We start from the raw sequence: 25927 nt of genomic DNA on the forward strand, positions 1-25927 counted from the left end.
GCCGGTTAGGTTGGTGTCCGTGCTGACCGCCATCGCGATCGTGCCGTCACCGCCGGTCATGGTTCCCGAACTGGCCGGGGCGGCCGCCGCCGAGGTCGCCGATCTGTGCACCGCGGCAGTGACGGCGGCCGGCCGCCTGCCCTCCCGCTGGGTCGCCGTCGGCGTGGCGGCCGAGGACGCCGTATACGGGCCCGACACGACCGGCACCTTCGCCGGGTACGGGGTGGACGTGGCGATCCGGCTGTCCGGCGCGGCGGCCGGCGAACCCGAACCCCTGCCGCTGTGTGCGCTCATCGCGGGGTGGCTACGCGGTCTCGTCGCTGGTTCGGCTTCGGTCGAGGTGCGCACCTGGACCGCGGACACGCCGTCGGCGGCCGCGGTGGCCGCCGGCCGGGAGCTGCGGCGCGAGCTCGACGCCACGCAGGAGGCCGTCGGAGTGCTGCTGGTCGCCGACGGAGCCAACACCCTGACCGCGGCCGCACCCGGCGGGTACGACCCGGACTCCGTGCCGTTGCAGGCCGCTCTCGACGACGCGCTCGCCGGGGGCGACTGCGCAGCGCTGGCCGCTCTGCCCGACGGCATCGTCGGCCGGGTCGCCTACCAGGTGCTCGCCGCCCTCGCCGAACCCGATCCGAGCGCCGCCGAGCAGCTCTACCACGGGGCCCCTTACGGTGTCGGCTACGTCGTGGGCGTCTGGACCCCGTGACCCGGCCGCTGGCGATCATCGGCCCGACCGGCACCGGCAAATCCGCCCTCGCGCTGGCCGTCGCCGACCTGATCGGCCACTCCGTCGAGGTGGTCAACGCCGATGCGATGCAGCTCTACCGCGGAATGGACATCGGCACGGCCAAGCTGCGCCCCGACGAACGCCACGGGATCCCGCACCACCAGCTCGACGTGCTCGAGGTGACCGAGACCGCGACCGTGGCCCGCTACCAGCAAGCCGCATCCGATGACATCGAGGCGATCCTGGCCCGCGGCGCGGTGCCGCTGATCGTCGGCGGCTCGATGCTCTACATCCAGTCCCTGCTCGACGAGTGGTCGTTTCCCGCCACTGATCCGGATGTGCGGGCTCGGTGGGAGGCGCGGTTGGCCGAGGTCGGAGTCGCAGGACTGCACCGGGAGCTCGCGACGGTGGACCCCGCCGCGGCGGCGTCGATTCTGCCCAGCGACGGGCGGCGCATCGTGCGTGCCCTGGAAGTCGTCGAGTTGACGGGCCGGCCGTTCGCGGCGTCGGCGCCCACCATCGGGGCGCCGCGATGGGACACCACGATCGTCGGATTGGATTGGCCCCGCGACGTTCTCGATCACCGCCTGGCGCAGCGTACCGACGCCATGTTCGCCGCGGGCCTGGTCGACGAGGTGCGCGCGCTGACCGAACGTGGTCTGCGGGACGGCGTCACCGCGGCCCGCGCGCTCGGCTACGCACAGGTCCTGGCCGATCTCGACGCCGGCGGCGACGGCACGACCGCGCGAGTTCCCACCTTCGTCGGTACCCGCCGCTACGTCCGCAGGCAGCGGTCGTGGTTCCGCCGCGATCACCGCATCACCTGGCTCGACGGCTCCTCCGCCGATCTCGCCGACAGCGCAGTGCGCATCTGGCGGGACGTATCCTGAGCCAGTGGAGTTCGCCAAAGGTCACGGCACGCAGAACGACTTCGTCGTGCTGCCCGACCTGGCGGCCACGCTGACGCTGGCACCCGCCGCCGTCGCCGCGCTGTGCGACCGCAGACAGGGTCTCGGCGCCGACGGCGTGCTCCGCGTGACCACCGCGGGCGCGGCGCGAGCAGCAGGTGTGTTCGATCGGCTGCCGGAGGGGCTGAGCGACGGCGATTGGTACATGGACTACCGCAACGCCGACGGGTCGATCGCCCAGATGTGCGGTAACGGGGTGCGGGTGTTCGCGCACTACCTGCGGGCGAGCGGGCTCGAAACCCGCGACGAGTTCGTGGTCGGATCGCTCGCGGGGCCGCGCCCGGTGGTGCTGCACGCCGTCGACGCGGTGCGCGCCGACGTCACCGTCGAGATGGGCAAAGCCAATGTGCTCGGCTCGTCCACGGCCACCGTCGGCGGACGGTCGTTCGCCGGCCTCGCCGTCGACGTCGGCAATCCACACCTGGCCTGCGTCGACCCGGGGCTGACCGCAGAGGCGCTGGCCGCCCTGAACGTGGCGGCGCCGGTGAGCTTCGACCGCGAACAGTTCCCCGACGGAGTCAACATCGAGGTGCTCACCGCCCTGGACGCCGATTCCGCCGTCACCATGCGTGTGCACGAGCGCGGCGTGGGGGAGACCCGTTCCTGCGGGACCGGCACCGTCGCCGCCGCGGTCGCCGCGCTGGCCCAGCAGGGCGCGCAGACCGGCGAGGTGAGCGTGCACGTCCCGGGCGGCGCCGTCACTGTCACCGTCACCGACGCGAGCAGTCACCTGCGCGGACCATCGGTCCTGGTCGCCCGTGGCGAGCTCGCCGAGGAATGGTGGGCCGCGCATGGACGTTAAAGCGGGTGCATGAACAGTGTTCTCCGTGCGAACCTTGATTCGCCTATGACGTATCCCGAATTCCGCAACGACACCCCCAGCCTTGGTGAGCTGGCCCTCGAAGAGCGCTCGGCCCTGCGCCGCGTGGCCGGGCTCTCCACCGAACTGGCCGACATCTCCGAGGTCGAATACCGCCAGCTGCGCCTCGAACGCGTGGTCCTGGTCGGCGTCTGGACCGAAGGCTCCGCCGCCGACGCCGACGCCAGCCTCGCCGAACTGGCCGCGCTCGCCGAGACCGCGGGCTCCGAGGTGCTCGAGGGCCTGATCCAACGCCGCGACAAGCCCGACCCCGCCACCTACATCGGTTCCGGCAAGGCGGCCGAGCTGCGCGAGATCGTCGTGGCCACCGGCGCCGACACGGTCATCTGCGACGGTGAGCTGAGCCCGGCCCAGCTCAACGCGCTGGAGAAGGTGGTCAAGGTCAAGGTCATCGACCGCACGGCCTTGATCCTCGACATCTTCGCCCAGCACGCGACCAGCCGGGAGGGCAAGGCGCAGGTCTCGCTCGCACAGATGGAGTACATGCTGCCCCGGCTGCGCGGCTGGGGTGAGTCCATGTCCCGGCAGGCGGGCGGCCGGGCCGGCGGCGCCGGCGGCGGCGTGGGCACCCGCGGCCCCGGTGAGACGAAGATCGAGACCGACCGCCGGCGCATCCGAGAGCGGATGGCCAAGCTGCGTCGTGAGATCAAGGACATGAAGAAGATCCGCGACACCCAGCGCAGCGGGCGCAGGCGCAGCGAGGTGGCGTCGATCGCGATCGTCGGCTACACCAACGCCGGCAAATCCAGTCTGCTCAACGCGCTCACCGGAGCCGGCGTGCTGGTCGAGAACGCATTGTTCGCGACCCTCGAACCCACCACGCGCCGTGGACACTTCGACGACGGACGACCGTTCGTCCTGACCGACACGGTCGGATTCGTGCGGCACCTGCCCACCCAGTTGGTCGAGGCATTCCGCTCGACGCTGGAGGAGGTCGTCGACGCCGAACTGCTGGTGCACGTGGTCGACGGGTCCGATGTGAACCCGCTGGCCCAGATCAACGCTGTGCGCGCAGTGATCAACGACGTGGTCGCCGAGTACGGCATCGCGGCGCCGCGAGAACTGTTGGTGGTCAACAAGACCGACGCTGCCAGTGGACTGATGCTGGCCACGCTGCGCCGGGCGCTACCCGAGGCGGTGTTCGTCTCGGCGCACACCGGCGACGGACTGGACCGGCTGCGGGCCCGGATGGCCGAACTCGTCGAACCCACCGACATGGCCGTCGATGTGACGATTCCCTACGACCGCGGGGACCTGGTCGCGCGGGTGCACTCCGAAGGCCGCATCGACGCCACCGAACACATCGAGGCGGGCACCCGGATCAAGGCCCGGGTGCCGGTCGCGCTCGCCGCCGGACTGAGCGAGTTCGCTACCTTCTGACGATCCGCGGCGGCTGATGTGCGCGCACCGGAGGCGGTGTCGCGGTGTACTTCTCGATGTCGACGAGGACGTGTGCGCCAGTACAGCCATGCGCCAGCGATGACGTGCCGATGTCGTCGGTGAGCACGTTGGGGTTGCCGTGCACGCACATCGCATCGGGATCCGCGGGGTCGATCGGGTCGTACCACGCCCCGGTCGACAGTTGCACGACCCTCGGCCGCACCCGGTCATCGATGAGCACTCCGGCCAGGCACGCGCCGCGGTCGTTGAACACCCGCACCACGTCGCCGGTGTTCAGTCCGCGGGCCTGCGCGTCCGACGGATGCATCCGGACAGGTTCGCGCCCGGCCACTTTCGAGTCCTGGCTCGCCTTTCCTCCGTCGAGTTGGCTGTGCAGCCGGGCTGCGGGCTGGTTGGCCACCAGGTGCAGCGGATAGCGCTGGGCGCGTGGACCGCCGAGCCATTCGGCGGGTTCGAACCACGCCGGATGCCCCGCGCAGTCCGGATACCCGAAGCCGTCGATGTCAGTGGAGAAGATCTCGATCAGCCCGCTGCGCGTGCCCAGCCGGTGCGCGACCGGGTCGGCGCGAAAATCGGACAGCAGGGTCAGGCCGTCCTCGACCGGGAGCTCCAGCCGCCCCGCCGACCAGAATTCGTCGAACGTCGGCACGGTGAAATCCAGTGTCTGTGACCATGTCTCGTAGAGGTGGTGTAGCCACTGCGCCGACGTCCGACCTTCCGTGAAAGCCTCTTCGACATCGAGGGCGGCCGCCAGCGCGGCGAAGGTGTCGTAATCGTCGCGTGCGTCGGCATAGGGCTCGGTCAGCCGCGGCATCGCCATCAGCACCGGATCGTTGCGAGAACCGGAGAAGTCGTCGCGCTCGAGGAACGTCGTCGATGGCACGACGATGTCGGCGTGCCTGGCCATCGCCGTCCAGTACGGCTCGTGCACCACGATGGTGTCGACCCGGCCCAGCGCGCGACGCAGCCGCGGAATGTTCTGGTGATGGTGGAACGGATTGCCGCCTGCCCAGTACACGAGCCGGATGTCGGGATAGGTGAGCCGTAACCCGTTGTAGTCGAACGGCTCTCCCGGGCGCAGCAGCATGTCGCTGATGGCCGCGACGGGGATGAACGACGTGACGGGGTTGAGGCCCTGCGGGAGGCGGGGCAGTGCACAGCGCAGCGGCGGCAGCCCCGGCTCGTTCATCGACCCGTAGCCGTGGCCGAATCCGCCGCCGGGCAGCCCGATCTGCCCCAGCATCGCGGCCAGCGTCAACCCCATCCACGGCGCCTGCTCGCCGAACCTGGTGCGCTGCAACGACCAGCTGACCGTGACGATCGTGCGGTGCGCGGCCATCTGGCGGGCCAGCGCGATCAGGTCCTGGGCGTCGAGGCCACAGAGCGCGGCCGCCCACTGAGGCGATTTGGGTACGCCGTCGTCGCCGCCGAGCAGGTAGTTCTCGAAACGCTCGTACCCCGTGCAGTAGGTGGCGAGGAATCGGCGGTCGGCCAGCGATTCTGTTGCCAGGACGTATGCCAGAGCCAGCATGATCGCCACGTCGGTGCCGGGCACCGGCGCGAACCAGTCGCAGGGTCCGTCGACGTCGTCGCGCAACGGCGAGAACGACACGATCCTGCCGCCACGCGCACGGAAGCGGTGCAGCGCGTCCCGGGCCGGATGTGCCGTCGTCCCACCGTGATTGACGCCGGTGTTCTTCAGCGCCACCCCGCCGAAGCACACCAGCAACTCGGTGTGCTCGACGATGACGTCCCAGGCGGTGGACCGCTTGAACAGATCGTCATGGGTGCCCACCACGCGCGGCATGATCACCCCGGTCGCGCCCAGACTGTAGGAGTGCCGGGAGAACGTGTACCCGCCAAGGCAATTCAGGAAGCGATGAACTTGGCTCTGCGCATGATGGAAGCGGCCGGCGCTGGCCCAGCCGTATGAGCCGCCGTAGAGGGCGGTGTTGCCGTATCGGTCGATGACACGGCGCAGTTCGGCGGCCAGGAGTTCGGCGAGCTCGTCCCAGCTGACGGCGACGAAGTCGTCGGCACCACGGTGGTCGCTCGGTCCGGGGCCGGCCTCGAGCCAACCACGGCGCACCGCGGGGCCGGTGATGCGCGACGAGTGACGGACCGACCCGGGCAGATTGCCCAGCGCGGGCGACGGGTCGGTGTCGCCGGCGATCGGGGCCACCGCGGCGACGTCGCCGGCCTCGACGGTGGCGCGGAATGCGCCCCAGTGGGTGAGGCTGGTGCCCATGGGCCCGAGTGTAGGGCGGGCGTGTGCAGGAAAGCGCGCCGGATTCTCCGCGCCGCCGTGCGACCAACCATCCGGTTGGGTGGGGTAGCGTGGCGGCAACGATTCCGATCACCGACGCGAGGAACCTCCATGGGCTCTGCAGCCGAAAAATCCGTCATCGCCTACGAGCGCACGCTGTTCGAACCGGAGCACGAGATGTTCCGCGACTCCTTCCGCACGTTCCTCGAGCGCCACGTCGCGCCGTTCCACGATCAATGGGAGGCCGACAAACTCGTCGACCGCAGCGTCTGGGTGGAAGCGGGCAAGCAGGGATTCCTCGGCATGGCGGTGCCGGAGGAGTACGGCGGCGGCGGAGTGACCGACTTCCGCTACAACACCGTCATCACCGAAGAGGTCACCGCCGGCCGTTACAGCGGCCTGGGCTTCAGCCTGCACAACGATGTGGTGGCGCCCTACTTCATCCGGCTCGGCACCGAGGAGCAGAAGCAGCGCTGGCTGCCCAAGTTCTGCAGCGGCGAGTACATCAGCGCGATCGCGATGACCGAACCCGGCACGGGCAGTGATCTCCAGGGCATCAAGACCCGGGCCGTGCGCGACGGCGACCACTACGTGCTCAACGGTTCCAAGACCTTCATCACCAACGGCATCCTGTCCGACCTGGTGATCGTCGTCGCCCAGACGGACCCGGACAAGGGCGCGCTCGGCTTCTCGCTGCTGGTCGTGGAGCGCGGTATGGAGGGATTCGAGCGGGGTCGCAAGCTGGACAAGGTGGGCCTGGACGCCCAGGACACGGCCGAGCTGTCGTTCACCGATGTGAAGGTGCCCGTCGAGAACCTGCTCGGCGAGGAAGGCCAGGGGTTCATCTACCTGATGCAGAACCTGCCGCAGGAGCGCATCAGCATCGCGATCATGGCCGCGGCGGCCATGGAAGCCGTGCTCGCCGGCACGCTGCAGTACACCAAGGAGCGCAAGGCGTTCGGCAAGCCGATCGGCAGCCAGCAGAACAGCCGCTTCCTGTTGGCGGAGCTGTCCACCGAAGCCACCGTGGTGCGCCTGATGGTCGACGAGTTCATCCGCCTGCACCTGGAGGACAAACTCACCGTCGAGCAGGCGGCGATGGCCAAGTGGTACAGCACGGAGAAGCAGGTCCACCTCATCGATCGCTGCCTGCAACTCCACGGCGGATACGGCTACATGCGCGAATACGACGTCGCGCGCGCCTATCTCGACGCCAGGGTGCAGACCATCTACGGCGGAACCACCGAGATCATGAAGGAGATCATCGGCCGTAGCCTCGGCGTGTAGCCGCTCAGTGGCATTTTCGGTGCACTGTCGGCGAGGTGACTTGGTAAACGGAGTCCACTGACGCAGAGTGAACGCACGCGGTAATTTCTCGCTGAACCGTGATGGAGTACATCAGTCGCCGACCACGGGGAGGATGAATGACCCGGCAGCCGATGCTGCGTCGACGTGGGTCCAGTCGTTGGGCGCTCGGATTGCTGGGGGTCGCCGCGGCGCTGCTCCTCTCGCCTGTCGCCACCGCACAACCCGACGTCGACGCCGGCAACGCGATCACCGCCACATGGCAGGCCACCGGCGGTGAGACCGGCCCGCTGGGGCCACCCAACGGCGACGTCTACCCGGTCGGGCCGGGTTTCGCCCAGAACTTCGCGTCGGGCAAGGTGTTCTTCACCCCGGCAACCGGTGCGCACTTCATGCAGGGCGCCATCCTGGAGAAGTACGAGTCGCTCGGCGGCGCCGCAGACAGCGATCTCGGGTTTCCGACCATCGACGAGGGGCCCGGACGCGCGCCCGACAGCCGCAACAGCACGTTCAGCGCGCCGGACAACCCGGTCATCTTCTGGACGCCGAACACGGGCGCGCACGTCGTCCGCGGCCCGATCAACGCTGCCTGGGATCAACTCGGAGGCTCGTCGGGAGTCCTGGGTGTCCCCGCCGAGGACGAAACGTACGACGGTGCGGTGGTGACGCAGAAGTTCACCGGTGGCCAGATCTCCTACGACGGACGTACCAAGACCTTCACCACCGACCCGGCCGACCTGGCCGGGCAGCTCACCGATCTCTCCGTGCCGGACGACCCGGTCTCGGCGATCAACGCCGCCCGCCGGGCCGCCGGGGGTCCGCTCGGTCCGTTGGGCGCCAGCGAAGGAGAGCCCTACAAGATCGGTGCCGACGGTCTGGGTCAGGACTTCGTCAACGGCAAGATCTTCTACAGCCCGGCCACGGGCGCGAACGTCGTCACCGGTCAGGTACTCGCCAAGTACGAAAGAGTGGGCGGCCCCGAGGGAGACCTGGGATTCCCGATCACCGGCGAGAAGGACGGCGGAGTCGCTCCGGCGAGCCGCATGAGCAGCTTCGCCGCAGCGGACAAGCCGGTGATCTTCTGGACTCCCGACTACGGTGCCGTGATCGTGCGGGGCGCCATGAACGCCGCGTGGGAGAAGCTCGGCGGGGCCACGGGTGAGCTCGGTGTCCCGGTCGACGATCAGACCCAGAGCGGGGACGAGATCACCCAGAAGTTCAGCGGCGGCGCGATCACCTACGACACCGCCACCAAGCGGTTCAGCACCGAACCGCCGAACCTCGCCCAGCAACTGGCCGGTCTCGAGGTTCCGGGAGAGCAGGCGGCCGAGGCCACCCCCGCGGCGCAGGGGGACTCCGGTTCCGGTTCCGGGGTTCGGTGGACGTGGTGGTGGCTGCTGGCGATCATCCCAATTCTGCTGATACTCGCGGTGGTCGGGCTGGCGGTTGCCCGGCGTCGACGCCGCGAGCACGACGACGCATACGCACTGCCTGCCTACGACCGGGATGATCTGGATGACCGGGATGGCCTGAACGAGGGCCACGACCACGACTACGAGCCCGCGAACTCCGAGGTGGGGGAGGACGCGTTGTTCGGCGACCGCTACGCGCGGGAGGGTCTGGGGTCGGTGACCCCAGCCGGCGGCCATGAACCGAGTGGGCTGAGCCTGTGGGGGCTCGGTGAGTCGACCGCCACCGACCAGTCCGAGCCGACCGATCACGGCGACGATCCCTTCGTCGAGCAGGACGACCCCGATGCGATCGACACCGCTCCGACTCGGGTTCAGTCGGCGCCCGAACACGACTTCGTGCAGCCGGCGGCAGAAGAGTCCCCAGCTGACGAGCAGGTGTACGACGCGCCGGTGACGGTGGACGACCACGATCCTGACCGCGATCACGACGCCGCCACGTCGGCTCTGACCGCCGCCCCGTTGATCGCTCCGATGCTCGAGCGGGACGAGGTCACCGACACCGGCAGGCACGCCCGCATCGACGACGACGACATCGCACCGATGGGCACGGCGCTGCATCTGCCCCTCGACGATCCCGACGCGATTCCCGACGGGTATCCGATCAAGGCCGACACCAGATCAGGTCTGTACTGGAGTCCCGGCAGTGCCGATTACGACGAGGTGCGGGCCGAAATCTGGTTCGCCACAGAGGAGATCGCGCGCACCAACGGGTTCGTCCGCGGAGGCTGACGAACCCCGTCGGTGACGGTCAGATCTTGCGGATGACGGTCACGACCTTGCCGAGAACGGCAGCGTCGTTGCCGGGGATGGGGTCGAACGCCGGGTTGTGCGGCATGAGCCAGACTTGACCCTTGGTTCGTTTGAACGTCTTGACGGTCGCTTCACCGTCGATCATGGCCGCGACGATGTCACCGTTGTCGGCGACGTTCTGCTGCCGCACGACGACCCAGTCGCCGTCGCAGATCGCTGCGTCGACCATCGACTCACCCACGACCTTCAGCAGGAACAGGGAGCCCTCCCCGACGAGCTCCCGGGGTAGCGGGAACACGTCCTCGACGGCCTCCTCCGCGAGGATGGGACCGCCGGCCGCGATGCGTCCGAGCACCGGCACGAACGTGGGCTCCGGCAGCGTGTCCGAGCCGGAGACCTCCGTCGTGATGACCGGAGGCGCCACGACCTCGTCGAGGCCGCGCACGTCGACGGCCCTGGGACGGTTGGGATCCCGACGCAAATAGCCCTTGCGTTCCAGCGTGCGCAGTTGGTGTGCCACCGATGAGGTCGACGTCAGGCCGACGGCGTCGCCGATCTCCCGAATGCTCGGTGGGTAACCGCGGGTGGTCACCGAAGAACGGATGACCTCGAGGATGGTGCGTTGACGTTCGGTCAGGCCTGACCCGCGGTCACGTCGGTTGGCGGAGTCCGGACCGGCCGTGGTGTCGCTGCTGTCGTCGCTCATGGTCACGAATGTAACGCGCGACGCACGCGTAATCAAACATGTGTTCGAGGCGTGTCGTCCGGTACCTGATCGGGAGGATGTGGCCGGATCGACGTGTCGGTGCCCTCCGTTAGCGTTCGCAACAGTTCGATCACGTGTTCTATTCATCGAACACATGATCGAGTAAGGTTCGAACACAAGAGCGAATCCCGGAGCGAAAGGCAGTCAGATGACCGTTCTCCACACGCCCGATGTCCGTCAGTCCGCAGGCCGGTGTGCCCGTCCTGTGCGGATCGGCCCGGCCAGCGCGGCCGCGCTGAACGGGCGGACCGTCAGGGCGCGCCGGCAGCGCCGCCGCCAGCGGCCTGGAGGCGCTCCGCTGCAGTACCGCGGCAGCGGCGTGCTCGTGTCGCGGGCCTCGCATCGCCGCCGTCCCATCACGCCCGCGGCCACGGTTCTGCTGGCGCTCGTGGCCGGGGCGATCACGCTGTGGCTGGGCCTGGTGGCTCAGGCCGGTGGCGTGGTCGGGCCGCAGGCAGAGGTTCCTGGCCGGCTGGCAGTCGTCCAGGTGCACACCGGAGAGTCGTTGCAGCAGGTCGCTCAGCGCGTCGCTCCGCATGCGCCGGTGACCGATGTGGTCGCCCAGATCCGCGAACTCAACCAGCTCGAGACGGTCGCGCTGACCGCCGGTCAGACGTTGATCGCACCGATCGCCTGAGCGCGGACGAGCAGTCTCGCCGGTAGGCAGCGCCGTGGCGATCGTGGACATCTCGGTCTGGAACGCGCCGATGGGTCCTGTGCTGAGCTGCGTGCCGTCGCCGCAGGTACGCTCGAAGGCGTTCGAAGTGGTCCGTCGGTGCGGTGAAGGAGCGGTGGTGCACTGTCCGTTCTGCCGTCACCCGGATTCTCGGGTCGTCGATTCCCGAGAAACCGATGAGGGCCAGGCAATCCGCCGTCGCCGCTCGTGTCCTGAATGCGGGCGCCGGTTCACCACGGTCGAAACCGCTGTGCTGGCGGTGGTGAAGCGCAGCGGCGTCACGGAACCGTTCAGTCGCGAGAAGGTGATCAAGGGTGTGCGGCGGGCCTGCCAGGGACGGCAGGTCGATGACGACGCACTCAATCTGCTGGCGCAGAAGGTGGAGGACGCCGTGCGCGCCACCGGATCTCCCGAGGTGCCGAGTCACGAAGTGGGACTGGCGATCCTGGGTCCCCTGCGCGATCTCGACGAAGTGGCCTACCTGCGATTCGCCTCGGTGTATCGGTCCTTTTCCTCGGCCGAGGATTTCGAGCGCGAGATCGAGGCTCTGCGTGCGCACCGCGAGGTGTCGGCGAACGGCTGAGGCCGCTCAGTCGAGCTCGCGGTGGCCGTCCTCGACCACCCGCCCGGCCACCCGCACCCATCCTTCGGGGCTCCACACCGTGTGGATCACCGAGCCGCGGCCCTGCACGATGGTCAAGTCGCGGCTCAGGTATTCAGTGATACGCACGGCCGCTGCGCCCGTCGCCTCGTCCTCGCGAATGCCGAGCCCCGGGGCGAACATCCGCGACTGAATGGCGCCGGCATCCCGGTCGCGCCAGGTCCACAGGTAGTACTCGTCGGCATCACCGTCGCCATAGTCGTCGGGATCGGCGGCGGCCAATGACTCGAGGTCGTCGATGTCGTAGATCGCGAACTCCGGGGCCCATTCGGCCCGTGCGCTCACCGTGGTCAGGGCATCGCTGTACTCGACCTGGACGAGCCCGGCAGGCACCTGCAACGTCCGGATCGGTGTGCCCCGCTGCTTGAGCCACCATGCCGCACCGACGGTCGGATGCCCGGCGAACGGCAACTCGGTGGTCGGAGTGTGGATATGAGCATGCGCCGTGCGGCTGCCGGACTCGGGCATGGTGACGAAAATCGTTTCGCTGTAGCCCAATTCGGCTGCAATGCGCTGGCGGTCCGCAGGGGACACGGTAGCGGAGTCGATGACGCCCAGCGGGTTACCGAAGTCGCCCTGCTCGTCGGTGAAGACCCGCAGCACAGTCACGTCGATGGCCATGAACCGATGCTACGACGAGGACGCGCCGTGGCGGCGACGCTGAGACGACAGTCCTGCTCAGGTGGCGCTGCGCTCGTCGGCGCCCATCGCATCGAGCACCGCGACGCGGGTGTCCACCGAGCCCGACAGAGCGCTCTCCTCGATCCCGGTTCGCAGCAGCGAGCGCAGATACTCCTGGTCGTACACCGCGGGCTGGGTGCCGTCGATGAACTTCTCGACCACCTCGACGAAGCGGTCCGGATCGTCGTGGAAAGGGAAATGCCCGGAACCGGGGAAGATCTCGAGTTGTGAGCCGGGCATGGCGGTGTGGGCCATCTCGGCATGTCCGACCGGAATCACCGAATCGCCGCTGCCCCAGATCAATTGCACCGGGACAGATTGCGTCAGATAGCAGCGGTCGAGCATCGTGACGACCTGGCCGCGCCAATCCACGACGGCGCGCAACGTCCGTGCGAAAGCCGACGAGGCCGTTGGCTCCGGCAGATCGGCGAGGATCCGCAGCATGTCCGGGATGTCGCGACCCGCGCCGGTCGACCCGAACAGCGCACCGCCGAGCCGACCCGCGAGCTGTAGCGCCGGCAGCACCAACGGCAGGCGCAGCAGCGCAAGAGCTTCGGTACCCAGCGGCAGGGACGCCAGCCGCAGGGCGATGTTGACATCCTTGGTCACCCCGCCGGCGCCGACGAGGATGAGCCGATCGACCAACTGGGGGAACTGGTAGGCGAACTGCATCGCGACGCCACCGCCGAGCGAATGCCCGATCACGGTCGCGCTGTCGATACCGAGCACACTGAGGAGATCCCGCATTCCGTTGGCGTATGCGGCGACAGAGTAATCTGCGCGCGGCTTGTCGGACTTCCCATGGCCGAGGAGATCGGGCGCGATGACCGTGAAGCGCTGCGCCAACGCGGTCTGCACCGTGCTCCACGTCGTGGAGTTGTCACCGATTCCGTGGATCAACAGGATCGCCGGCCCGGAACCGGCGATGCGGTAGGCGCGCCGGTAACCGTGGATCGTGCGGAACTGCAACGTCGGCGTCAGCTCGCGCACCGGACGCAGGTTCGGTGTGCGTTCGGTCATCGCCCGCGATCACATCTCATGTCGCCCACTTCGTCGTCGGGACGGGTCGGACCCTGTGAGGCCCTGACGGACCCGGGACGACTACGAGCTGTCCCGGGGATCGTCCTTGTCTTTGTCCTTCTGGTACTCGCCGGCCTGCTGGGCGAGGAACCGCTCGAATTCGGCGCCGAGTTCGTCGCCGCTGGGCAGTTCCTCGTCGCGCGCAAGGAGGGACCGGTTCTCCTGTGCGGCAACGAACGCATCGTATTGCCTCTCCAGGGCGTCCACCACCTGAGCGACCTCCGCGCTCGCGGCCACCTGCTCGTTCACCTTCTCGGCGACCTCTGCCGCCGCCCTGCTCAGATCGGCGGTCGGGATCTGCAGCGATGCGCTGCGCGCCACCTCGGCCAGCAGCGTCTCCGCCGCGGCCGGATACTCGGTCTGCGCCAGGTAGTGCGGCACGTGGACGCTGAAGCCGACCACTTCGTGACCGTGCTGAGCCATCCGGAATTCCAGCAGATTCGACACGCTGCCGGGCACCGCGACCTCACCGACCCAGGGCTGGTGTTCGGCGATGAGCTCTTTGTCGTTGGCATGCGCGGTCAGCGTGATCGGGCGCGTGTGTGGTACGGCCATCGGGATCGCACCCAAACCGATGACACGTCGCACCGCCAGCTGTTCGGACAGCAGTCGCACGGCGGTGATGAAGCGCTCCCACCGCAGATCCGGCTCGAGCCCGGCCAGCAACAGAAACGGCGTCCCGACGGCGTCGCGGATGGCGTACAGGTTGAGTTCGGGCTCCTCGTAGTTGGTGAAGTGGTCGGTCTTGAACGTCATCAGCGGGCGCCGCGACCGGTAGTCGAGCAGCTCGTCGATCGCGAAGGACGCCACCAGCTCGGTGTCGAGGGTGCTCTCGAGGTGCTCCGCGGCCAGCTTGATGGCCCGGCCCGCGTCCGAGAAGCCCTCCAGGGCGTGGATCAACACCGGTCCGCGCCCGTCGGGGGAAGAAAGCGAAGGCGCGGGGAACTCGAGCTCGTACATGCCCGTCTGCTCGGGCCGGTAGTGCTGACCGGAATCCGTCTCGTCAGCCATGTTCCTCGCCTCCTCTCGATGTCGGGTGTCCCACCAGTGTCTCTCACCGACGATCCTGCGCCCCACCGGAGTCATCACCCAAGTCATCGAACGCTCGTGCCCCGACGTGGCATTCCGCTGCACCCGGGCCCGATCTACCCTCGCTGACCGTCACGAAAACGCCACGAGGAGGATCATCGGAGGGTATGCGCTTGCTCGCCTGCGTTCGGCCTGTCCTGGCGGTGCTCACCACGGCCATGCTGACCGCGTGCGGGGCGGCCCATTCTGCACCGCAATCGGCGATCGCACCGACGACGAGCAGCGTTGACCAGATCCCCGCCGCGCAACCCGTGACGCCGGATCCCCGAGTCGGTGCGCTGTTCCACGGCGCCGACGACCTGCACTTCTGCACCGCCTCGGTCATCCAGTCCGCCGTCGCCGATCTGATCCTCACCGCCGCCCACTGCGTGACCGACGGCGACGACACCACCTTCGTGCCCGCGTTCGCCGGGGCCGCGTCGCCGGATGACTCGTGGCGGCTCGACGCCGTCTACCTTGATCCGCGCTGGACGGCCGACCAGGACCCCGCTGCGGACTTCGCGATCGCACGGGTCAGCCGCAACGACGGTGATTCGTTGCGATTCCTCGCCGGTGGCGGACTACGTCTGGGCATCGCACCCGCGGCCGGGACCGACGTCACTGTCGTCGGCTACAGCAGCGGCGTCGGAGGGGGACCGACCGCATGCTCCGCGGCGACCGCGCCGCCGCGCGACGGATTCCCGGTGGTGCACTGCGACGGCATCGTGGCCGGTTTCTCCGGGGCGCCGTGGATGTCGGGGTCGGCGGTGGTGGGGGTCATCGGCGGACTCGACGGCGGGGGATGCCGCGACGAGGTGTCCTACTCGCCGGCCTTCGGCCCCGCCATCCGCGCGCTCGTGGCCCGCGCGGAAGCGGGCGGGCCATCCGATGACCCGCCGAGCGGATTCGACGACGGCTGCAGCGCGATCCCGGGCGGCTGACCGTCGTGCTGAGGGTCTCAGGCGCGGAACTGCTTCAGCGCACGCAGCTTGTTCATCACGTCCAACGCTGCGACTTTGTACGCCTCGGAGAACGTCGGATAGTTGAACACCGCGTCGACCAGGTACTCGATGGTTCCGCCGCAGCCCATCACCGCTTGTCCGATGTGCACGAGCTCTGTGGCGCTGGTGCCGAAGATGTGCACCCCGAGCAGGGTCAGGTCTTCCGTGGACACCAGCAGTTTGAGCATGCCGTACGAATCGCCGGCGATCTGGCCGCGCGCGAGCTCCCGATAGCGTGAGATGCCCACCTCGTACGGCACGGCGTCGTTGGTCAGCTGCACCTCGGTCGCCCCGACATAGGACACCTCGGGGATGGAGTAGATCCCGATGGGCTGCAGCTCCGTCATGCCGTGGCACGGCTCTCCGAACGCGTGATAGGCCGCCAGCCTGCCCTGGTCCATCGACGTGGCCGCCAGCGCGGGGAATCCGATGACGTCGCCGACGGCGTAGATGTGATCGACTTTGGTGCAGAAATCGTCGTCGACGAAGATCCGGCCGCGATGTTCGGCCTCCAGGCCTGCGTTGTCCAGATCGAGATGCTCGGTCTGGCCCTGCCGGCCCGCGGAGTACATGACCGTCTCGGCGGGGATCTTCTTGCCGCTGGCCAGCGTCGTCACCGTGCCGGTGGAGCCGACGTCGACGGCGGTGACCTCTTCACCGAAGCGGAACGTGACCGCCAGATCCCGCAGATGGAATTTCAGGGACTCGATGATCTCGGGGTCGCAGAAGTCGAGCATGGTGTCGCGCTTCTCGACGACGGTCACCTTCGTGCCCAGTGCTGCGAACATCGACGCGTACTCGATGCCGATCACGCCGGCACCGACGACGACCATCGACGTCGGCAGTGACTTGAGGTCGAGGATGCCGTCGGAGTCGAGCACCCGGTTGTCGTCGAACTCCACGCCCGGCGGCCGCGCGGGTTTCGTGCCCGTCGCCAGCACGATGTAGCGCCCCGTCACCGTGGTGTGCTCCCGGCGCTCGGGATCCTCCACCGTCACGGTGTGCGCGTCGACGAAGCGGCCGTGTCCTGAGATCAGGTCGACGCGGTTACGCATTAACTGGGACCGCACCACGTCCTGTTCCTTGCTGATCACGTGGGTGGTGCGGGCGAGCAGATCGGCCGGGGTGATCTTGTCCTTGACTCGATAACTCGCGCCGTAGAGCTCGCGCTGGTTCATGCCGGTGAGGTAGACGACCGCCTCGCGCAGCGTCTTGGACGGGATGGTTCCGGTGTTGACGCAGACGCCGCCGAGCATGCGCCCCCGCTCGATGACCGCCACGGACTTGCCGAGCTTGGCCGCGGCGATCGCGGCCTTCTGTCCGCCCGGACCCGAACCGATGACCACCAGGTCGTATTCCAGCATCGAAGCCATGCACACAGACTCGCGTGCTTGCCGCCGATACGCATGTCGGCGGAGGTCAACTTCTCGTGAACACTGCCCGGGTTGTCCCCAATGCCGATTTCGTCCCCAGTTCGGCGGGGCCGCGACGGCAACAGCGCCTCGCTGTCGGTGTCAGTTGCCAGGTTGGCGGTATGTCCTCGACACCACGCTCCGACGCCCCCCTCGACCGGCCCGGCGCCCTGATCGCTGCGCTGCCCGCCGTACTGGGCTTCGTGCCCGAGAAATCCATTGTGCTCGTCACCGTCGCCGACGATGAGATGGGCGCGGTCATGCGTGCCGATCTGTCCGAACCACGGGAGACGTGCGTGCCGCATCTGGCCGAACTGGCGGCCGCCTCCGGTGCGGAGGCGGTGATCGCGGTGATCGTCGACGCGGAGGGCGCGAGCTGCCCGATGTGCAAGGACCTCTATCGTGACTGGGCGCGTGACCTCGCCTCCGAGGTCGCGCGGTGGGGCATCGAATTGATGGCCGCGCACGTGGTCGATGCGGTGGCCGCTGGTGGACGGTGGAGTTGCGCGGACGGGTGCGGCGCCACGGGAACGGTCGACGACCCGAGCGCGTCGCCCGTCGCGGCGGCAGCGGTGCTGGACGGCCGGCGGCTCTACGCCCGTCGCGACGAGCTACTCGACGTCGTGTCCGTCAGTGATCCGGCACACAGTGACATGCTGGCGCAGCTGATCGAAGCGGCCGGGCCACTGGAGAGCACCCGCGCGAGTTCTTCGGCGCGCAGCGACATCGAGCACGCGTTGGAGTGCGCCGAACAACTCGCCGCAGGGGAGGCGGTGCGCGACGAGCAGGCCAGCCGGCTGGCGCTGTCGCTGACCGATCCGCGGGTGCGGGACACGTTGTACGCCCTCGCGGTCGGCGACCGTGCGGGCATGGCCGAAGCGCTGTGGGCCGACTTGTCGCGTCGTCTTCCTGCCCCGTGGCGGGTGGAAGCTCTTGTCCTGCTGGCATTCTCGGCCTATGCCCGCGGAGACGGGCCATTGGCCGGGATCTCGCTGGAGGCTGCACTGCGGTGTCAGCCGCTGCACCGGATGGCGGGAATGCTCGATCAGGCCCTTCACTCGGGACTGCGGCCGGAGCAGATCCGCGAGTTGGCGCGCACCGGCTACCGTCTCGCGGCGCAACTCGGCGTCCGGCTACCGCCGCGCCGGACGTTCGGCAGGCGCGCCGGGTGAGACGGTCAGACCTTCTCGACCTTGACGGCGTGCGCCATTTCGTGAGGAAGTTCGACCTGCTCGTGGCCGGGAATCACGATCATCACGCCACCGTGGTCGTTGACCTCGACCGTCACCCGCGCGTTGGGGACCACGCCGGCGTCTTTGAGGCGCGCGATCAAGTCGACGTCGCCCTGGACATGCTCGGTGAGCTGGCGCACCACCACGGCGACGGGCATGCCGGCGGGCATCTCCGTCAGGCGCGCCAGGTTGCGTGTCTCGTCGATCAGGCTGTCCACGCCGAGCTCGGAGAGCCCGGGAATGGGGTTACCGAACGGTGAGGTGGTCGGGTTGTCGAGCACCTGCACCAGCCGACGCTCGACATCCACGCTCATCACGTGCTCCCACCGGCACGCCTCGGCGTGAACTTCTTCCCACGGCAATCCGATGACGTCGACCAGCAGGCGTTCGGCGAGCCGATGCTTGCGCATCACGGCCACGGCGAGCGCGCGGCCCTTGTCGGTGAGTTCGAGGTGCCTGTCGCCGGCCACGCGGAGCAGCCCGTCGCGCTCCATCCGGGACACGGTCTGGCTGACGGTGGGGCCACTCTGTTCGAGACGCTCTGCGATGCGCGCGCGCAGCGGTACCACGCCCTCTTCCTCGAGGTCGTAGATGGTTCGCAGATACATCTCGGTGGTATCGACAAGATCGTTCATTCGCACACCCTCCGTTCGCGCCGAGTCTACCGGCCGCCCGCTGCACAGGCGGCCCTTCCTGCGGCGACGGAAGCCACACCGGGCCAGGACAAGCAGTAGGCCCGCCGGAGGATCTCCGGCGGGCCTACTGGGAAAAGGCGTCAGCTGGCGTACGAGCGCAGCCGGTCGGCGCGCTCACCATTGCGGAGCTTGGCCATCACTTCACGTTCGATCTGACGGACCCGCTCCCGGGAGAGCCCGAAGAGCTTGCCGATCTGGTCGAGTGTGCGCGGCTGCCCGTCGTCGAGGCCGAAGCGAAGCCGGATCACCTGTTGCTCGCGCTCGTCGAGCGTGGCCAGCACGTACCGGATGTCGGTGTGCAGCAGTTCGGAGATCACCGCGTTCTCGGCCGACATCGCCTCGGCGTCTTCGATGAAGTCCCCCAGCGGGGCTTCCTCGTCGCTGCCGACAGGCATGTCCAGACTCACCGGGTCGCGGCTGTGCTCGAGCAGATCGGTGATCTTCTCCACGGGAATGCCCGATTCGGCGGCCAGTTCCTCGTCAGTGGCCTCGCGGCCGAGGTTCTGATGCATCTCGCGCTTGATGCGGGCCAGCTTGTTGACCTGCTCCACCAGGTGCACGGGCAGGCGGATGGTGCGGCTCTGGTCGGCCATGCCGCGGGTGATCGCCTGCCGAATCCACCAGGTGGCGTAGGTGGAGAACTTGAAACCCTTGCTGTAGTCGAACTTCTCCATTGCGCGGATCAGACCGAGGTTGCCCTCCTGGATCAGATCCAGCAGCGGCATCCCGCGGCCGGTGTAGCGCTTCGCGAGCGACACCACAAGGCGCAGGTTCGCCTCGAGCAGATGCCGCCGGGCGGCCTCGCCGTCGCGTACCACCGCCGCGAGATCGCGTTTGCGGTTCTCGCCCAACCGCTTACGGGTCGCGAGGAGATGCTGCGCGTAGAGCCCCGCCTCGATCCGCTTGGCCAGCTCGACCTCGTCGGCGGCGTTGAGCAGAGCCGTCTTCCCGATCCCGTTCAGATACACGCGCACCAAGTCGGCGGCGGGGGACTGAGCGTCGAGGTCTTGGTCCATGCGGCTGGTGGTGGCATTTGCCATGACGGCCTCCTGATCGGGTGGAACTTTCAAGAGCTTCAACGCCCCAGACCCGCTCAGAGTTCCCACGAAGGATCCGCTTCACACCTTCTGATCAGCGGTTATTCGGGCACGACCTGAGAATGTGCTGAGAAATGAGCAAGAACGCGCTCAGCTGCGGTAGCCGTCGCCGAATTCGTCCGGATCAGGTTGCGGTGCCCGCGGACGCCCGACATCGAGAGCCGGACGCTCCGCGGTGGGGAACAGCGGGATGCGCTGCTGGTTCTGGTAGCGCCGCGGTTCTTCGGCGCGCCGCGGCGGCCGGTCATTGGCGATCAGCACAGCCATCCACGGCAGCGGGATGGCCACCACCACGATGGCCAACGAGACCAGACCGTTGTGCCAGATGCCGTAGGCGACGGCGGCAAGGATGAGTGACGGGATACGGAAGGACATCAATGTCAGGTACTTCCGAACCCGCTGACGGTGCTGTTCCTCGTAGGCGGGGGCAGCCCTCGTGATCAGTACGGGCCGGCCCTCGTCGTCGAAACTCAGCTCTTGGCCTTGTTTCATGTCTCCACTGTTCCACATCTCGAGCAGGCCATGCCTGCCGCATTTATTACCGTTTCGTTCCCAGGCAGAATGGCGTCATGCAAACGCAGACGATCGAGCGCCCCGACACCGACGAACGCGTCGACGACGGGACCGATGACGACACCCCGAAGGTCTTCCACTACGTCAAGAAGGACAAGATCGCCGAGAGCGCCGTCATGGGTACGCATGTGGTGGCGCTGTGCGGCGAGGTGTTTCCCGTGACGCGTTCGGCCAAGCCGGGATCGCCGGTCTGCCCGGACTGCAAGCGCATCTACGACCAACTCAAGAAGTAGCCGCGTCGGAGTCCGGCACCGCGGGCGCCGCAGGGGTGCCTGCGGGTGCGGATCCATTCCTGCACGGCACATCCGAGCGCGTCTCCAGCCACTCGCGCACGCGGTTGACGTGTGTGGCGGGCGCCGGCCACTCCTCTTGGATCGCCGCGTTCAGTTCGGCCCCGATCATGATCGCGAAACCGAGGAAGAACGCGAAGAGCAGGAACGCGATCGGTGTGGCGAGCGCGCCGTAGGTGTAGCCGGTGCTGGTGATCCACGTCAGGTACAGCCGAAGACCCCACGTGGCGATGAGGAACACCGTGGTCGCCAGCACCGAGCCCAGAAGCAGTCGGTGCGTCGGCAGCGGCTTGGGAAGCGACACCCGGTAGAGGACGAGCACTCCCAGCGTGATCGCCACGAACAGCACCGGGTAGTAGCCGAGGCGCAGCACCGTGTCCCAGCTGTCGGGGATGAAGGTGGCGAGCTTGCGCGGACCGAGCGCCAAGAACGGCGCGGTGATGATCGCGCCGATCAACATGACGACGTAGAGCCCGAGCGCGTAGAAACGCTGGCGGACGGGGTGTCTCAGCTCGGTCTGGTCGTGTGCTTCGGTAATCGAGTCGACGAACGCCGACACGGCCGACGAGCCCGCCCACAACGAGATCACAAAGCCGATCGACACCACCTCGCCCCTCGCGCCGCGCACGATGTCGCGAACGGTCGGCTCGATGATCTCGCTGACCACGTTCGGCGAGAAGAACCGCCCCGCCGTGCTGATCAGCTGGTTCTCGATCATCGGCAACGTATCGGGCCCGAACAGCGGCGCGATGTAGGCCAGGCTTCCCAGCATGCCGAGGAGCAGAGGGGGCAGCGACAGCGCGCACCAAAAGGCAGCCTGAGCCGACTCGGAGAAAATCGAATCGTCCCAACTCTTGGACAGGGTCCTCAGCGACATCTGCCGGATGTGGTGACGCGAGGGCGACGGACGCGGCGGTCGATCAGCCGGCCGCTCAGACTGGTCACTCATGACCAGCCCAGCATGCCGAATTTCGGTTTACGACTCCACCGGGCTCACTTCGAGCACCGCGGCCAGCTCGACGAGCTTCGCTTCGTGCTCGTTGGCGTGGTGTTGGCAGAACAGCAGCTCAGCTCCCGACGGGAGCTTGGCACGTACCTTGGCCGCCGCTCCACACCGGTCGCAGCGATCAGCCCTGGTCAATTCCGGACTGGTGAGCGTTGCGGTCATGGCACCTCCATAGGGTGTAGCGACGTAGTTCCACTGTGTCAGACGCTCGGGGTTTCGGCCTTGTTCCCCGGGGGTTTACGGGTGTGTCGTGTCTCACGGCCCTGCGGTCGACGACTCTGAAAGGCGGCCGGTGTGTCCCATCCTCGAGACGGTGCCGACTATGTGCACTTGTGCAGTGCCGACGAGTGGGCGGCAGCAGCCGGCTGCGGCGCCCACCGGCCGTCGTCGTTGACAGAGGTCGGATTCGTCCACCTGTCCACGCCGGAGCAGGTCCATCTGCCCGCGAACCGGCTCTACGCCGGTCGCACGGACCTGGTGCTGCTGCACATCGACGGGGCACGGTTGACATCTCCTGTTCGCTGGGAGCCGGGGGTTCCGACCGATCCAGATGGCATGGAGTTCCCACATTTGTATGGAGAACTGCCGGTCACTGCTGTGATCCGCGTCACTCCCTACGTCCCCGGCTTCGACGGTCAGTTCGCTCCGCTGACGACTCCGACCTAGATGTCGCTCTCGACATAGGCATCGACTTCGATCTCGACGAACAGTCCCGGCTCGATGAGCGCAGCGACCTCAACCATGGTGGTGACGGGGCGGACGGCACCGAAGACCTCCGCGTGCACCGCGCCCACCTCCTGCCAGGTGCTGATGTCGGTGACGAACATGCGGGTGCGCACGACGTCGGACAGCGAAGCGCCTACCTCGCCGAGTGCGACAGCGATGCGCCGCAACACTTCTCGAGCCTGTTCCGCTGCATCGGCACCGGGGGCGGTGGTGCCCGCGACCGCGACGAACGGACCCACCCGTACTGCGCGCGAATAGCCGACCGCGTCTTCGAAGGGTGAGTCGGAAGAGACGTTGACGCGCTGGTGCACGGTGCCAACCTAGCGTCCGTCCGGTGGTGCCGCCGTTGCGACCGCGGGCCTGTCACGGCGAGCCTATTGACGGACCTCATGATTTGCCGGTTAGATTCCAGCAATTCATGGACGTCAATCGCGGGGGGATCGAACATGTCCAGAGCGGAGCGTGGCGCGGCGACGGGACGCGGCCGGAAGACGGTGCTGCAGTGGCTCGCGGCAAGCACCGGTGGTGCGGCGATGATCGGGGCCGGCGTCGTCATGACTCTGCCGCCCGGTGCGGGCAATCCCGTCCGCCTCGACGTCGCTCTGGCCTCGACTGAGTCGGCGATGTCCTCGGAAACCGCAGCACTCCAACCGATTTGGTGGCTAGGTCGGTCCGGATCGGTGCACGGTGACACGGGCTCCGCCGCTGTCGGCGTGCGGGCGGCGACTCCACGCGTCCGGATGATCGGGACCGGGGGCTGGCTGATCGGCGATGGTGCCGACGCCCCGGCCGACTGCACCGGCGCGGCCTGCAACGGCCGCAACGGGGGGCTGCTCTGGGGCGACGGCGGCGATGGTGCGAACGGCGGCAAAGGTGGCAACGGCGGACTTCTTGGCGGAAACGGCGGCCGTGGGGGAGACGGTCGATATCCCGGCCAAGACGGGGGTGCCGGCGGCAACGCGGGCCGCTTCGCCGACACCGGAAACGGCGGCGACGGCGGCAACGGCGCAGATGGTGGACCGGGCATGGCCGGCGGGCAGGGCGGTGCCGGTGGTTCCGCCGGACGGCTGCACGGAAACGGCGGCAACGGCGGCAACGGCGGCAAGGGCGGGGTTGGACTCGACGGCGACAATCCCGCTCCCAGCGGCCGCGGCGCCACCGGAAACCCCAGCTATCTCGGGACCTCGGGGTTGCCGTTCACCGGCACCGTCGTCGACGGAGCGATCACCGGGGCCAACGGCGGCCGCGGGGCCGACGGAGCTCCCGGCAGCAACCAGTCCGGCGGACAGGGTGGCACCGGGCAGGGCGCCAGAGGGTTCTTCGGAGGCCGCCACCTGTTCACGGTCAGCGGAAACGGCGGCGACGGCGGTGACGGCGCCGGCGGAGGTATGGGCGGTGACGGCGGGAACGCCGGGCTGGCCCAGCAGAACGCACCCGGTGCCGCCGCGTTCGGCGGCCGCGGCGGCAACGGCGGCACGGGCGGCACCGGTGCCCGGGGCGGCGACGGGGGCGACGGCGGCAACGTCGACATCGGTTCGACGGTGGGCTTCGGCGGCGCGGGTGGCACCGGCGGCGCCGGCGGTACCGGCGCGACAGGTGGCACCGGTGCGGTCGGAGGTGCAGGCGGAGCCGGCGGGCGCGCGGGCCAGTTGACCGGTGCCGGCGGCGCCGGAGGCGCCGGTGGCGCGGGCGGTCAGGGTGGCACCGGCGCGACGGGCGGCACGGGTGGCGACGGCGGCGACGGCGGTGTCGACGTGTCCGATCCGGTGCGCGGCACAGTGACCGCCGGTGACGGTGGCGACGGCGGGGCCGGCGGACGCGGCGGGACCGGCGGTGCGGGCGGCGCGGGTGGTGCCGGTGGCCGCGGCGGCGCAGGCAGCCAACAGGAAGACTCGGCAGGCAGTGACGGCGTCGGTGGAGCGACCGGCGCCGGCGGCGCAGGCGGGCTCGGCGGCCGCGGCGGCAGCGGCGGCTCGCGCGGTGACAACGCCGGAGCGGCGGGATCGTCAGGCGGCGCCGGAGAAGCGGGAAGCGGGACCGCCGGCGGTGTCGGCGGGGACGGCGGCGCCGGCGGAGCGGGCAACCGCGCGGACTAGACGGGCACCGCCTCGATCACCGACAGCGGGCTGACCGTCGGGACCACCTTCGTCAGCCGAAAACCGGTTCGACGCAACAACTCCAAGTATTCCGCCCGGGTGCGTTCCCGGCCGTGCACCATCAGCAGCATCTCGAGGTCGAGCATGTGGCCGATGAAGGACGTGGCGCGTTCGGGAAGCACCATCTCCAGCAGCACGAGCCTGCCGCCGTCGTCGATGCCCGTGCGGATGTTGCGCAGGATCGTGGCTGCGTGCTCGTCGTCCCAGTCGTGGATGATGTTCTTCATCACGTACAGGTCGGCGCCGGCAGGTACCGCGTCGAGAAACGAACCGCTCTCGACGCGTGCGCGGGCCGCTACGCCGGCGTCCTCGAAGACCCGCCCGGCTCCGTCGACGACCGCAGGCAGGTCGAACAGCACCCCGCGCGCCTGCGGCACCTTCTGCAAGATGGTGGCCAGCACCGCGCCGTGCCCACCGCCGACGTCGACGGCGAGTCGACACCCGGTGAAGTCATAGGCGTGTAGCGCAACGTCATTCGACAGCCCACTGGCGGCGGTCATGGCGTTGTTGAACACCCGCGCGAACTCCGGGTCGGTGTCGAGGTAGTCGAAGAACGGCATCCCGCGCAACATGTCCGCGGCCGGCTCACCCGTCTGCACCGAATAATCCAAGCTGCCCCAGTCCGCCCATCGGGCCGGATGTCCGATGAACAGCACCATGTCGCGCATCGAGCCCGGGACGTCCGCGCGCAGCGCCTGCCCCACCGAGGTCAGCGCAAAGCGACCGTCGCGCCGCTCACGCAACGCGCCGCGACTGGTCATGGCTCGCATCAGGCGATGCACTGCACCGGCGTGGGCTCCCACTGCGGCTGCCACGTCTGCGGAATGCCGTGGACCGCCGGCCAACTCGTCGGCGATGCCGAGCTTGGCTGCGACGTAGAGCACCTGGGTCGTCCAGGCTCCGGTGGCCAGCTCGAGCAGGGCCACGTTGCCGGGGGCGGTGCCGCGGTGCCACTGCGCCAGTGCCGCACGCATCCGATCGACTGCCCGGATCACCGCCACCGGCGGAACAGTTCGTCTCACGGCGGTCACGCTAGGC

Annotated in this window: 26 protein-coding genes; 13 read left to right on the forward strand and 13 right to left on the reverse strand. The window is 68.6% G+C overall.

Features of this window, described 5'->3' with window-relative positions; genetic code table 11:
* Positions 1-19: 19 nt before the first annotated feature.
* Genes ACXYX3_RS10120 through hflX form a run of 4 tightly spaced genes read left to right on the forward strand, consistent with a single transcriptional unit; the run spans position 20 to position 3955 of the window.
* The gene (locus ACXYX3_RS10120) at positions 20-706 is read left to right on the forward strand and encodes a class III extradiol ring-cleavage dioxygenase family protein (protein WP_458611596.1); all 687 of its coding nucleotides are present in this window, start codon (positions 20-22) and stop codon (positions 704-706) included.
* On the forward strand, positions 703-1617 hold the full coding sequence (miaA, locus tag ACXYX3_RS10125) for a tRNA (adenosine(37)-N6)-dimethylallyltransferase MiaA (RefSeq protein ID WP_458611597.1): 915 nt from the start codon (positions 703-705) through the stop codon (positions 1615-1617). Before ACXYX3_RS10120 ends, miaA begins: the two co-directional genes overlap by 4 nt.
* 4 nt (positions 1618-1621) lie before the next feature.
* Positions 1622-2497 (forward strand): diaminopimelate epimerase, encoded by an 876-nt coding sequence (gene dapF / locus ACXYX3_RS10130; RefSeq protein ID WP_458611598.1) that lies wholly within the window; start codon positions 1622-1624, stop codon positions 2495-2497.
* 45 nt (positions 2498-2542) lie between these two features.
* Positions 2543-3955 (forward strand): GTPase HflX, encoded by a 1413-nt coding sequence (gene hflX, locus ACXYX3_RS10135; protein WP_241207202.1) that lies wholly within the window; start codon positions 2543-2545, stop codon positions 3953-3955.
* On the opposite strand, the gene ACXYX3_RS10140 is transcribed toward hflX, so the two are convergent.
* Entirely contained in the window at positions 3945-6224 is a 2280-nt protein-coding gene (locus ACXYX3_RS10140) for a molybdopterin guanine dinucleotide-containing S/N-oxide reductase (RefSeq protein ID WP_458611599.1), read from the reverse strand. The two genes, hflX and ACXYX3_RS10140, sit on opposite strands and share 11 nt — an antisense overlap.
* 129 nt (positions 6225-6353) lie before the next feature.
* Here ACXYX3_RS10140 and ACXYX3_RS10145 point away from each other — a divergent pair, with 129 nt between their 5' ends.
* The gene (locus ACXYX3_RS10145; RefSeq protein WP_221359687.1) at positions 6354-7529 is read left to right on the forward strand and encodes an acyl-CoA dehydrogenase family protein; all 1176 of its coding nucleotides are present in this window, start codon (positions 6354-6356) and stop codon (positions 7527-7529) included.
* A 137-nt stretch (positions 7530-7666) separates the two neighbouring features.
* The gene (locus ACXYX3_RS10150; RefSeq protein WP_458611600.1) at positions 7667-9748 is read left to right on the forward strand and encodes an LGFP repeat-containing protein; all 2082 of its coding nucleotides are present in this window, start codon (positions 7667-7669) and stop codon (positions 9746-9748) included.
* 19 nt (positions 9749-9767) lie between these two features.
* On the opposite strand, the gene lexA is transcribed toward ACXYX3_RS10150, so the two are convergent.
* Positions 9768-10475, reverse strand: a complete 708-nt coding sequence (gene lexA / locus ACXYX3_RS10155) for a transcriptional repressor LexA (RefSeq protein WP_241207205.1) — start codon at positions 10473-10475, stop codon at positions 9768-9770.
* 208 nt (positions 10476-10683) lie between these two features.
* Here lexA and ACXYX3_RS10160 point away from each other — a divergent pair, with 208 nt between their 5' ends.
* Positions 10684-11172, forward strand: coding sequence for a LysM peptidoglycan-binding domain-containing protein (locus ACXYX3_RS10160; protein ID WP_458611601.1), 489 nt, complete (start codon positions 10684-10686; stop codon positions 11170-11172).
* A gap of 157 nt (positions 11173-11329) precedes the next feature.
* Positions 11330-11794 (forward strand): transcriptional regulator NrdR, encoded by a 465-nt coding sequence (gene nrdR, locus ACXYX3_RS10165; RefSeq protein WP_241207222.1) that lies wholly within the window; start codon positions 11330-11332, stop codon positions 11792-11794.
* Between the two features lie 6 nt (positions 11795-11800).
* On the opposite strand, the gene ACXYX3_RS10170 is transcribed toward nrdR, so the two are convergent.
* The 3 genes from ACXYX3_RS10170 to ACXYX3_RS10180 all read right to left on the reverse strand — a co-directional run bounded on the left by ACXYX3_RS10170 (position 11801) and on the right by ACXYX3_RS10180 (position 14644).
* Positions 11801-12493 carry a PhzF family phenazine biosynthesis protein gene (locus tag ACXYX3_RS10170; RefSeq protein WP_241207207.1) on the reverse strand — a complete coding sequence of 231 codons (693 nt, stop codon included), beginning with the start codon at positions 12491-12493 and terminating at the stop codon, positions 11801-11803.
* Between the two features lie 57 nt (positions 12494-12550).
* Positions 12551-13573 (reverse strand): alpha/beta fold hydrolase, encoded by a 1023-nt coding sequence (locus ACXYX3_RS10175; RefSeq protein ID WP_458611602.1) that lies wholly within the window; start codon positions 13571-13573, stop codon positions 12551-12553.
* An 81-nt stretch (positions 13574-13654) separates the two neighbouring features.
* Entirely contained in the window at positions 13655-14644 is a 990-nt protein-coding gene (locus tag ACXYX3_RS10180; protein ID WP_458611603.1) for a proteasome assembly chaperone family protein, read from the reverse strand.
* A 185-nt stretch (positions 14645-14829) separates the two neighbouring features.
* Between ACXYX3_RS10180 and ACXYX3_RS10185 the strand changes: the two genes are divergently transcribed.
* A complete protein-coding gene (locus ACXYX3_RS10185) occupies positions 14830-15642 on the forward strand; it encodes a trypsin-like serine peptidase (RefSeq protein WP_458611604.1) in 813 nt (270 codons plus the stop codon).
* A gap of 17 nt (positions 15643-15659) precedes the next feature.
* Here ACXYX3_RS10185 and sthA read toward each other — a convergent pair whose 3' ends face one another.
* Positions 15660-17066 carry a Si-specific NAD(P)(+) transhydrogenase gene (gene sthA, locus ACXYX3_RS10190; RefSeq protein WP_458612038.1) on the reverse strand — a complete coding sequence of 469 codons (1407 nt, stop codon included), beginning with the start codon at positions 17064-17066 and terminating at the stop codon, positions 15660-15662.
* A 170-nt stretch (positions 17067-17236) separates the two neighbouring features.
* Between sthA and ACXYX3_RS10195 the strand changes: the two genes are divergently transcribed.
* The gene (locus ACXYX3_RS10195; RefSeq protein WP_241207211.1) at positions 17237-18286 is read left to right on the forward strand and encodes a DUF4192 domain-containing protein; all 1050 of its coding nucleotides are present in this window, start codon (positions 17237-17239) and stop codon (positions 18284-18286) included.
* A 5-nt stretch (positions 18287-18291) separates the two neighbouring features.
* Here ACXYX3_RS10195 and ACXYX3_RS10200 read toward each other — a convergent pair whose 3' ends face one another.
* From ACXYX3_RS10200 to ACXYX3_RS10210, 3 genes are all read right to left on the reverse strand, one after another.
* Entirely contained in the window at positions 18292-18981 is a 690-nt protein-coding gene (locus ACXYX3_RS10200) for a metal-dependent transcriptional regulator (RefSeq protein WP_241207212.1), read from the reverse strand.
* 140 nt (positions 18982-19121) lie between these two features.
* Positions 19122-20081: a sigma-70 family RNA polymerase sigma factor SigB gene (sigB, locus tag ACXYX3_RS10205; protein ID WP_241207213.1), complete on the reverse strand. Its 960-nt coding sequence runs from the start codon at positions 20079-20081 to the stop codon at positions 19122-19124.
* A 147-nt stretch (positions 20082-20228) separates the two neighbouring features.
* Positions 20229-20648, reverse strand: a complete 420-nt coding sequence (locus ACXYX3_RS10210) for a DUF3099 domain-containing protein (RefSeq protein ID WP_458611605.1) — start codon at positions 20646-20648, stop codon at positions 20229-20231.
* A 59-nt stretch (positions 20649-20707) separates the two neighbouring features.
* On the opposite strand from ACXYX3_RS10210, the gene ACXYX3_RS10215 reads away from it, so the two are divergent.
* Positions 20708-20944, forward strand: a complete 237-nt coding sequence (locus tag ACXYX3_RS10215; RefSeq protein WP_241207215.1) for a DUF3039 domain-containing protein — start codon at positions 20708-20710, stop codon at positions 20942-20944.
* Here ACXYX3_RS10215 and ACXYX3_RS10220 read toward each other — a convergent pair.
* Together ACXYX3_RS10220 and ACXYX3_RS10225 are read right to left on the reverse strand one after the other, a co-directional pair.
* Positions 20934-21950 carry a YihY/virulence factor BrkB family protein gene (locus ACXYX3_RS10220; RefSeq protein WP_458611606.1) on the reverse strand — a complete coding sequence of 339 codons (1017 nt, stop codon included), beginning with the start codon at positions 21948-21950 and terminating at the stop codon, positions 20934-20936. The genes ACXYX3_RS10215 and ACXYX3_RS10220 overlap by 11 nt on opposite strands.
* A 27-nt stretch (positions 21951-21977) precedes the next feature.
* Positions 21978-22169: a DUF7455 domain-containing protein gene (locus ACXYX3_RS10225; protein ID WP_143817575.1), complete on the reverse strand. Its 192-nt coding sequence runs from the start codon at positions 22167-22169 to the stop codon at positions 21978-21980.
* A 132-nt stretch (positions 22170-22301) separates the two neighbouring features.
* Between ACXYX3_RS10225 and ACXYX3_RS10230 the strand changes: the two genes are divergently transcribed.
* Positions 22302-22673: a DUF952 domain-containing protein gene (locus ACXYX3_RS10230; RefSeq protein ID WP_241207217.1), complete on the forward strand. Its 372-nt coding sequence runs from the start codon at positions 22302-22304 to the stop codon at positions 22671-22673.
* Here ACXYX3_RS10230 and ACXYX3_RS10235 read toward each other — a convergent pair.
* Positions 22670-23044, reverse strand: coding sequence for a RidA family protein (locus ACXYX3_RS10235; protein WP_458611607.1), 375 nt, complete (start codon positions 23042-23044; stop codon positions 22670-22672). The genes ACXYX3_RS10230 and ACXYX3_RS10235 overlap by 4 nt on opposite strands.
* Before the next feature lie 135 nt (positions 23045-23179).
* On the opposite strand from ACXYX3_RS10235, the gene ACXYX3_RS10240 reads away from it, so the two are divergent.
* The gene (locus ACXYX3_RS10240; RefSeq protein ID WP_458611608.1) at positions 23180-24829 is read left to right on the forward strand and encodes a hypothetical protein; all 1650 of its coding nucleotides are present in this window, start codon (positions 23180-23182) and stop codon (positions 24827-24829) included.
* On the opposite strand, the gene ACXYX3_RS10245 is transcribed toward ACXYX3_RS10240, so the two are convergent.
* Complete coding sequence (locus ACXYX3_RS10245; RefSeq protein WP_458612039.1) at positions 24826-25863, reverse strand: methyltransferase; 1038 nt, start codon at positions 25861-25863, stop codon at positions 24826-24828. The genes ACXYX3_RS10240 and ACXYX3_RS10245 overlap by 4 nt on opposite strands.
* Between the last annotated feature and the right edge of the window lie 64 nt (positions 25864-25927).

This window comes from Mycobacterium sp. Panama NTM2, assembly GCF_054355555.1.

What these genes read in the sequence shown, in the direction of transcription:
- ACXYX3_RS10185 (WP_458611604.1), top strand. Translation starts at nt 14,830, where the DNA reads ATGCGCTTGCTCGCCTGCGTTCGGCCTGTCCTGGCGGTGCTCACCACG.
- ACXYX3_RS10170 (WP_241207207.1), bottom strand. Translation starts at nt 12,493, where the DNA reads ATGGCCATCGACGTGACTGTGCTGCGGGTCTTCACCGACGAGCAGGGC.
- ACXYX3_RS10160 (WP_458611601.1), top strand. Translation starts at nt 10,684, where the DNA reads ATGACCGTTCTCCACACGCCCGATGTCCGTCAGTCCGCAGGCCGGTGT.
- ACXYX3_RS10150 (WP_458611600.1), top strand. Translation starts at nt 7,667, where the DNA reads ATGACCCGGCAGCCGATGCTGCGTCGACGTGGGTCCAGTCGTTGGGCG.
- ACXYX3_RS10180 (WP_458611603.1), bottom strand. Translation starts at nt 14,644, where the DNA reads ATGGCTGACGAGACGGATTCCGGTCAGCACTACCGGCCCGAGCAGACG.
- lexA (WP_241207205.1), bottom strand. Translation starts at nt 10,475, where the DNA reads ATGAGCGACGACAGCAGCGACACCACGGCCGGTCCGGACTCCGCCAAC.
- sigB (WP_241207213.1), bottom strand. Translation starts at nt 20,081, where the DNA reads ATGGCAAATGCCACCACCAGCCGCATGGACCAAGACCTCGACGCTCAG.
- ACXYX3_RS10225 (WP_143817575.1), bottom strand. Translation starts at nt 22,169, where the DNA reads ATGACCGCAACGCTCACCAGTCCGGAATTGACCAGGGCTGATCGCTGC.
- ACXYX3_RS10210 (WP_458611605.1), bottom strand. Translation starts at nt 20,648, where the DNA reads ATGTGGAACAGTGGAGACATGAAACAAGGCCAAGAGCTGAGTTTCGAC.
- ACXYX3_RS10140 (WP_458611599.1), bottom strand. Translation starts at nt 6,224, where the DNA reads ATGGGCACCAGCCTCACCCACTGGGGCGCATTCCGCGCCACCGTCGAG.
- ACXYX3_RS10245 (WP_458612039.1), bottom strand. Translation starts at nt 25,863, where the DNA reads ATGCGTGCGGCACTGGCGCAGTGGCACCGCGGCACCGCCCCCGGCAAC.
- ACXYX3_RS10175 (WP_458611602.1), bottom strand. Translation starts at nt 13,573, where the DNA reads ATGACCGAACGCACACCGAACCTGCGTCCGGTGCGCGAGCTGACGCCG.
- hflX (WP_241207202.1), top strand. Translation starts at nt 2,543, where the DNA reads ATGACGTATCCCGAATTCCGCAACGACACCCCCAGCCTTGGTGAGCTG.
- ACXYX3_RS10215 (WP_241207215.1), top strand. Translation starts at nt 20,708, where the DNA reads ATGCAAACGCAGACGATCGAGCGCCCCGACACCGACGAACGCGTCGAC.
- ACXYX3_RS10240 (WP_458611608.1), top strand. Translation starts at nt 23,180, where the DNA reads ATGTCCAGAGCGGAGCGTGGCGCGGCGACGGGACGCGGCCGGAAGACG.
- sthA (WP_458612038.1), bottom strand. Translation starts at nt 17,066, where the DNA reads ATGCTGGAATACGACCTGGTGGTCATCGGTTCGGGTCCGGGCGGACAG.
- ACXYX3_RS10145 (WP_221359687.1), top strand. Translation starts at nt 6,354, where the DNA reads ATGGGCTCTGCAGCCGAAAAATCCGTCATCGCCTACGAGCGCACGCTG.
- ACXYX3_RS10220 (WP_458611606.1), bottom strand. Translation starts at nt 21,950, where the DNA reads ATGAGTGACCAGTCTGAGCGGCCGGCTGATCGACCGCCGCGTCCGTCG.
- ACXYX3_RS10200 (WP_241207212.1), bottom strand. Translation starts at nt 18,981, where the DNA reads ATGAACGATCTTGTCGATACCACCGAGATGTATCTGCGAACCATCTAC.
- ACXYX3_RS10195 (WP_241207211.1), top strand. Translation starts at nt 17,237, where the DNA reads ATGTCCTCGACACCACGCTCCGACGCCCCCCTCGACCGGCCCGGCGCC.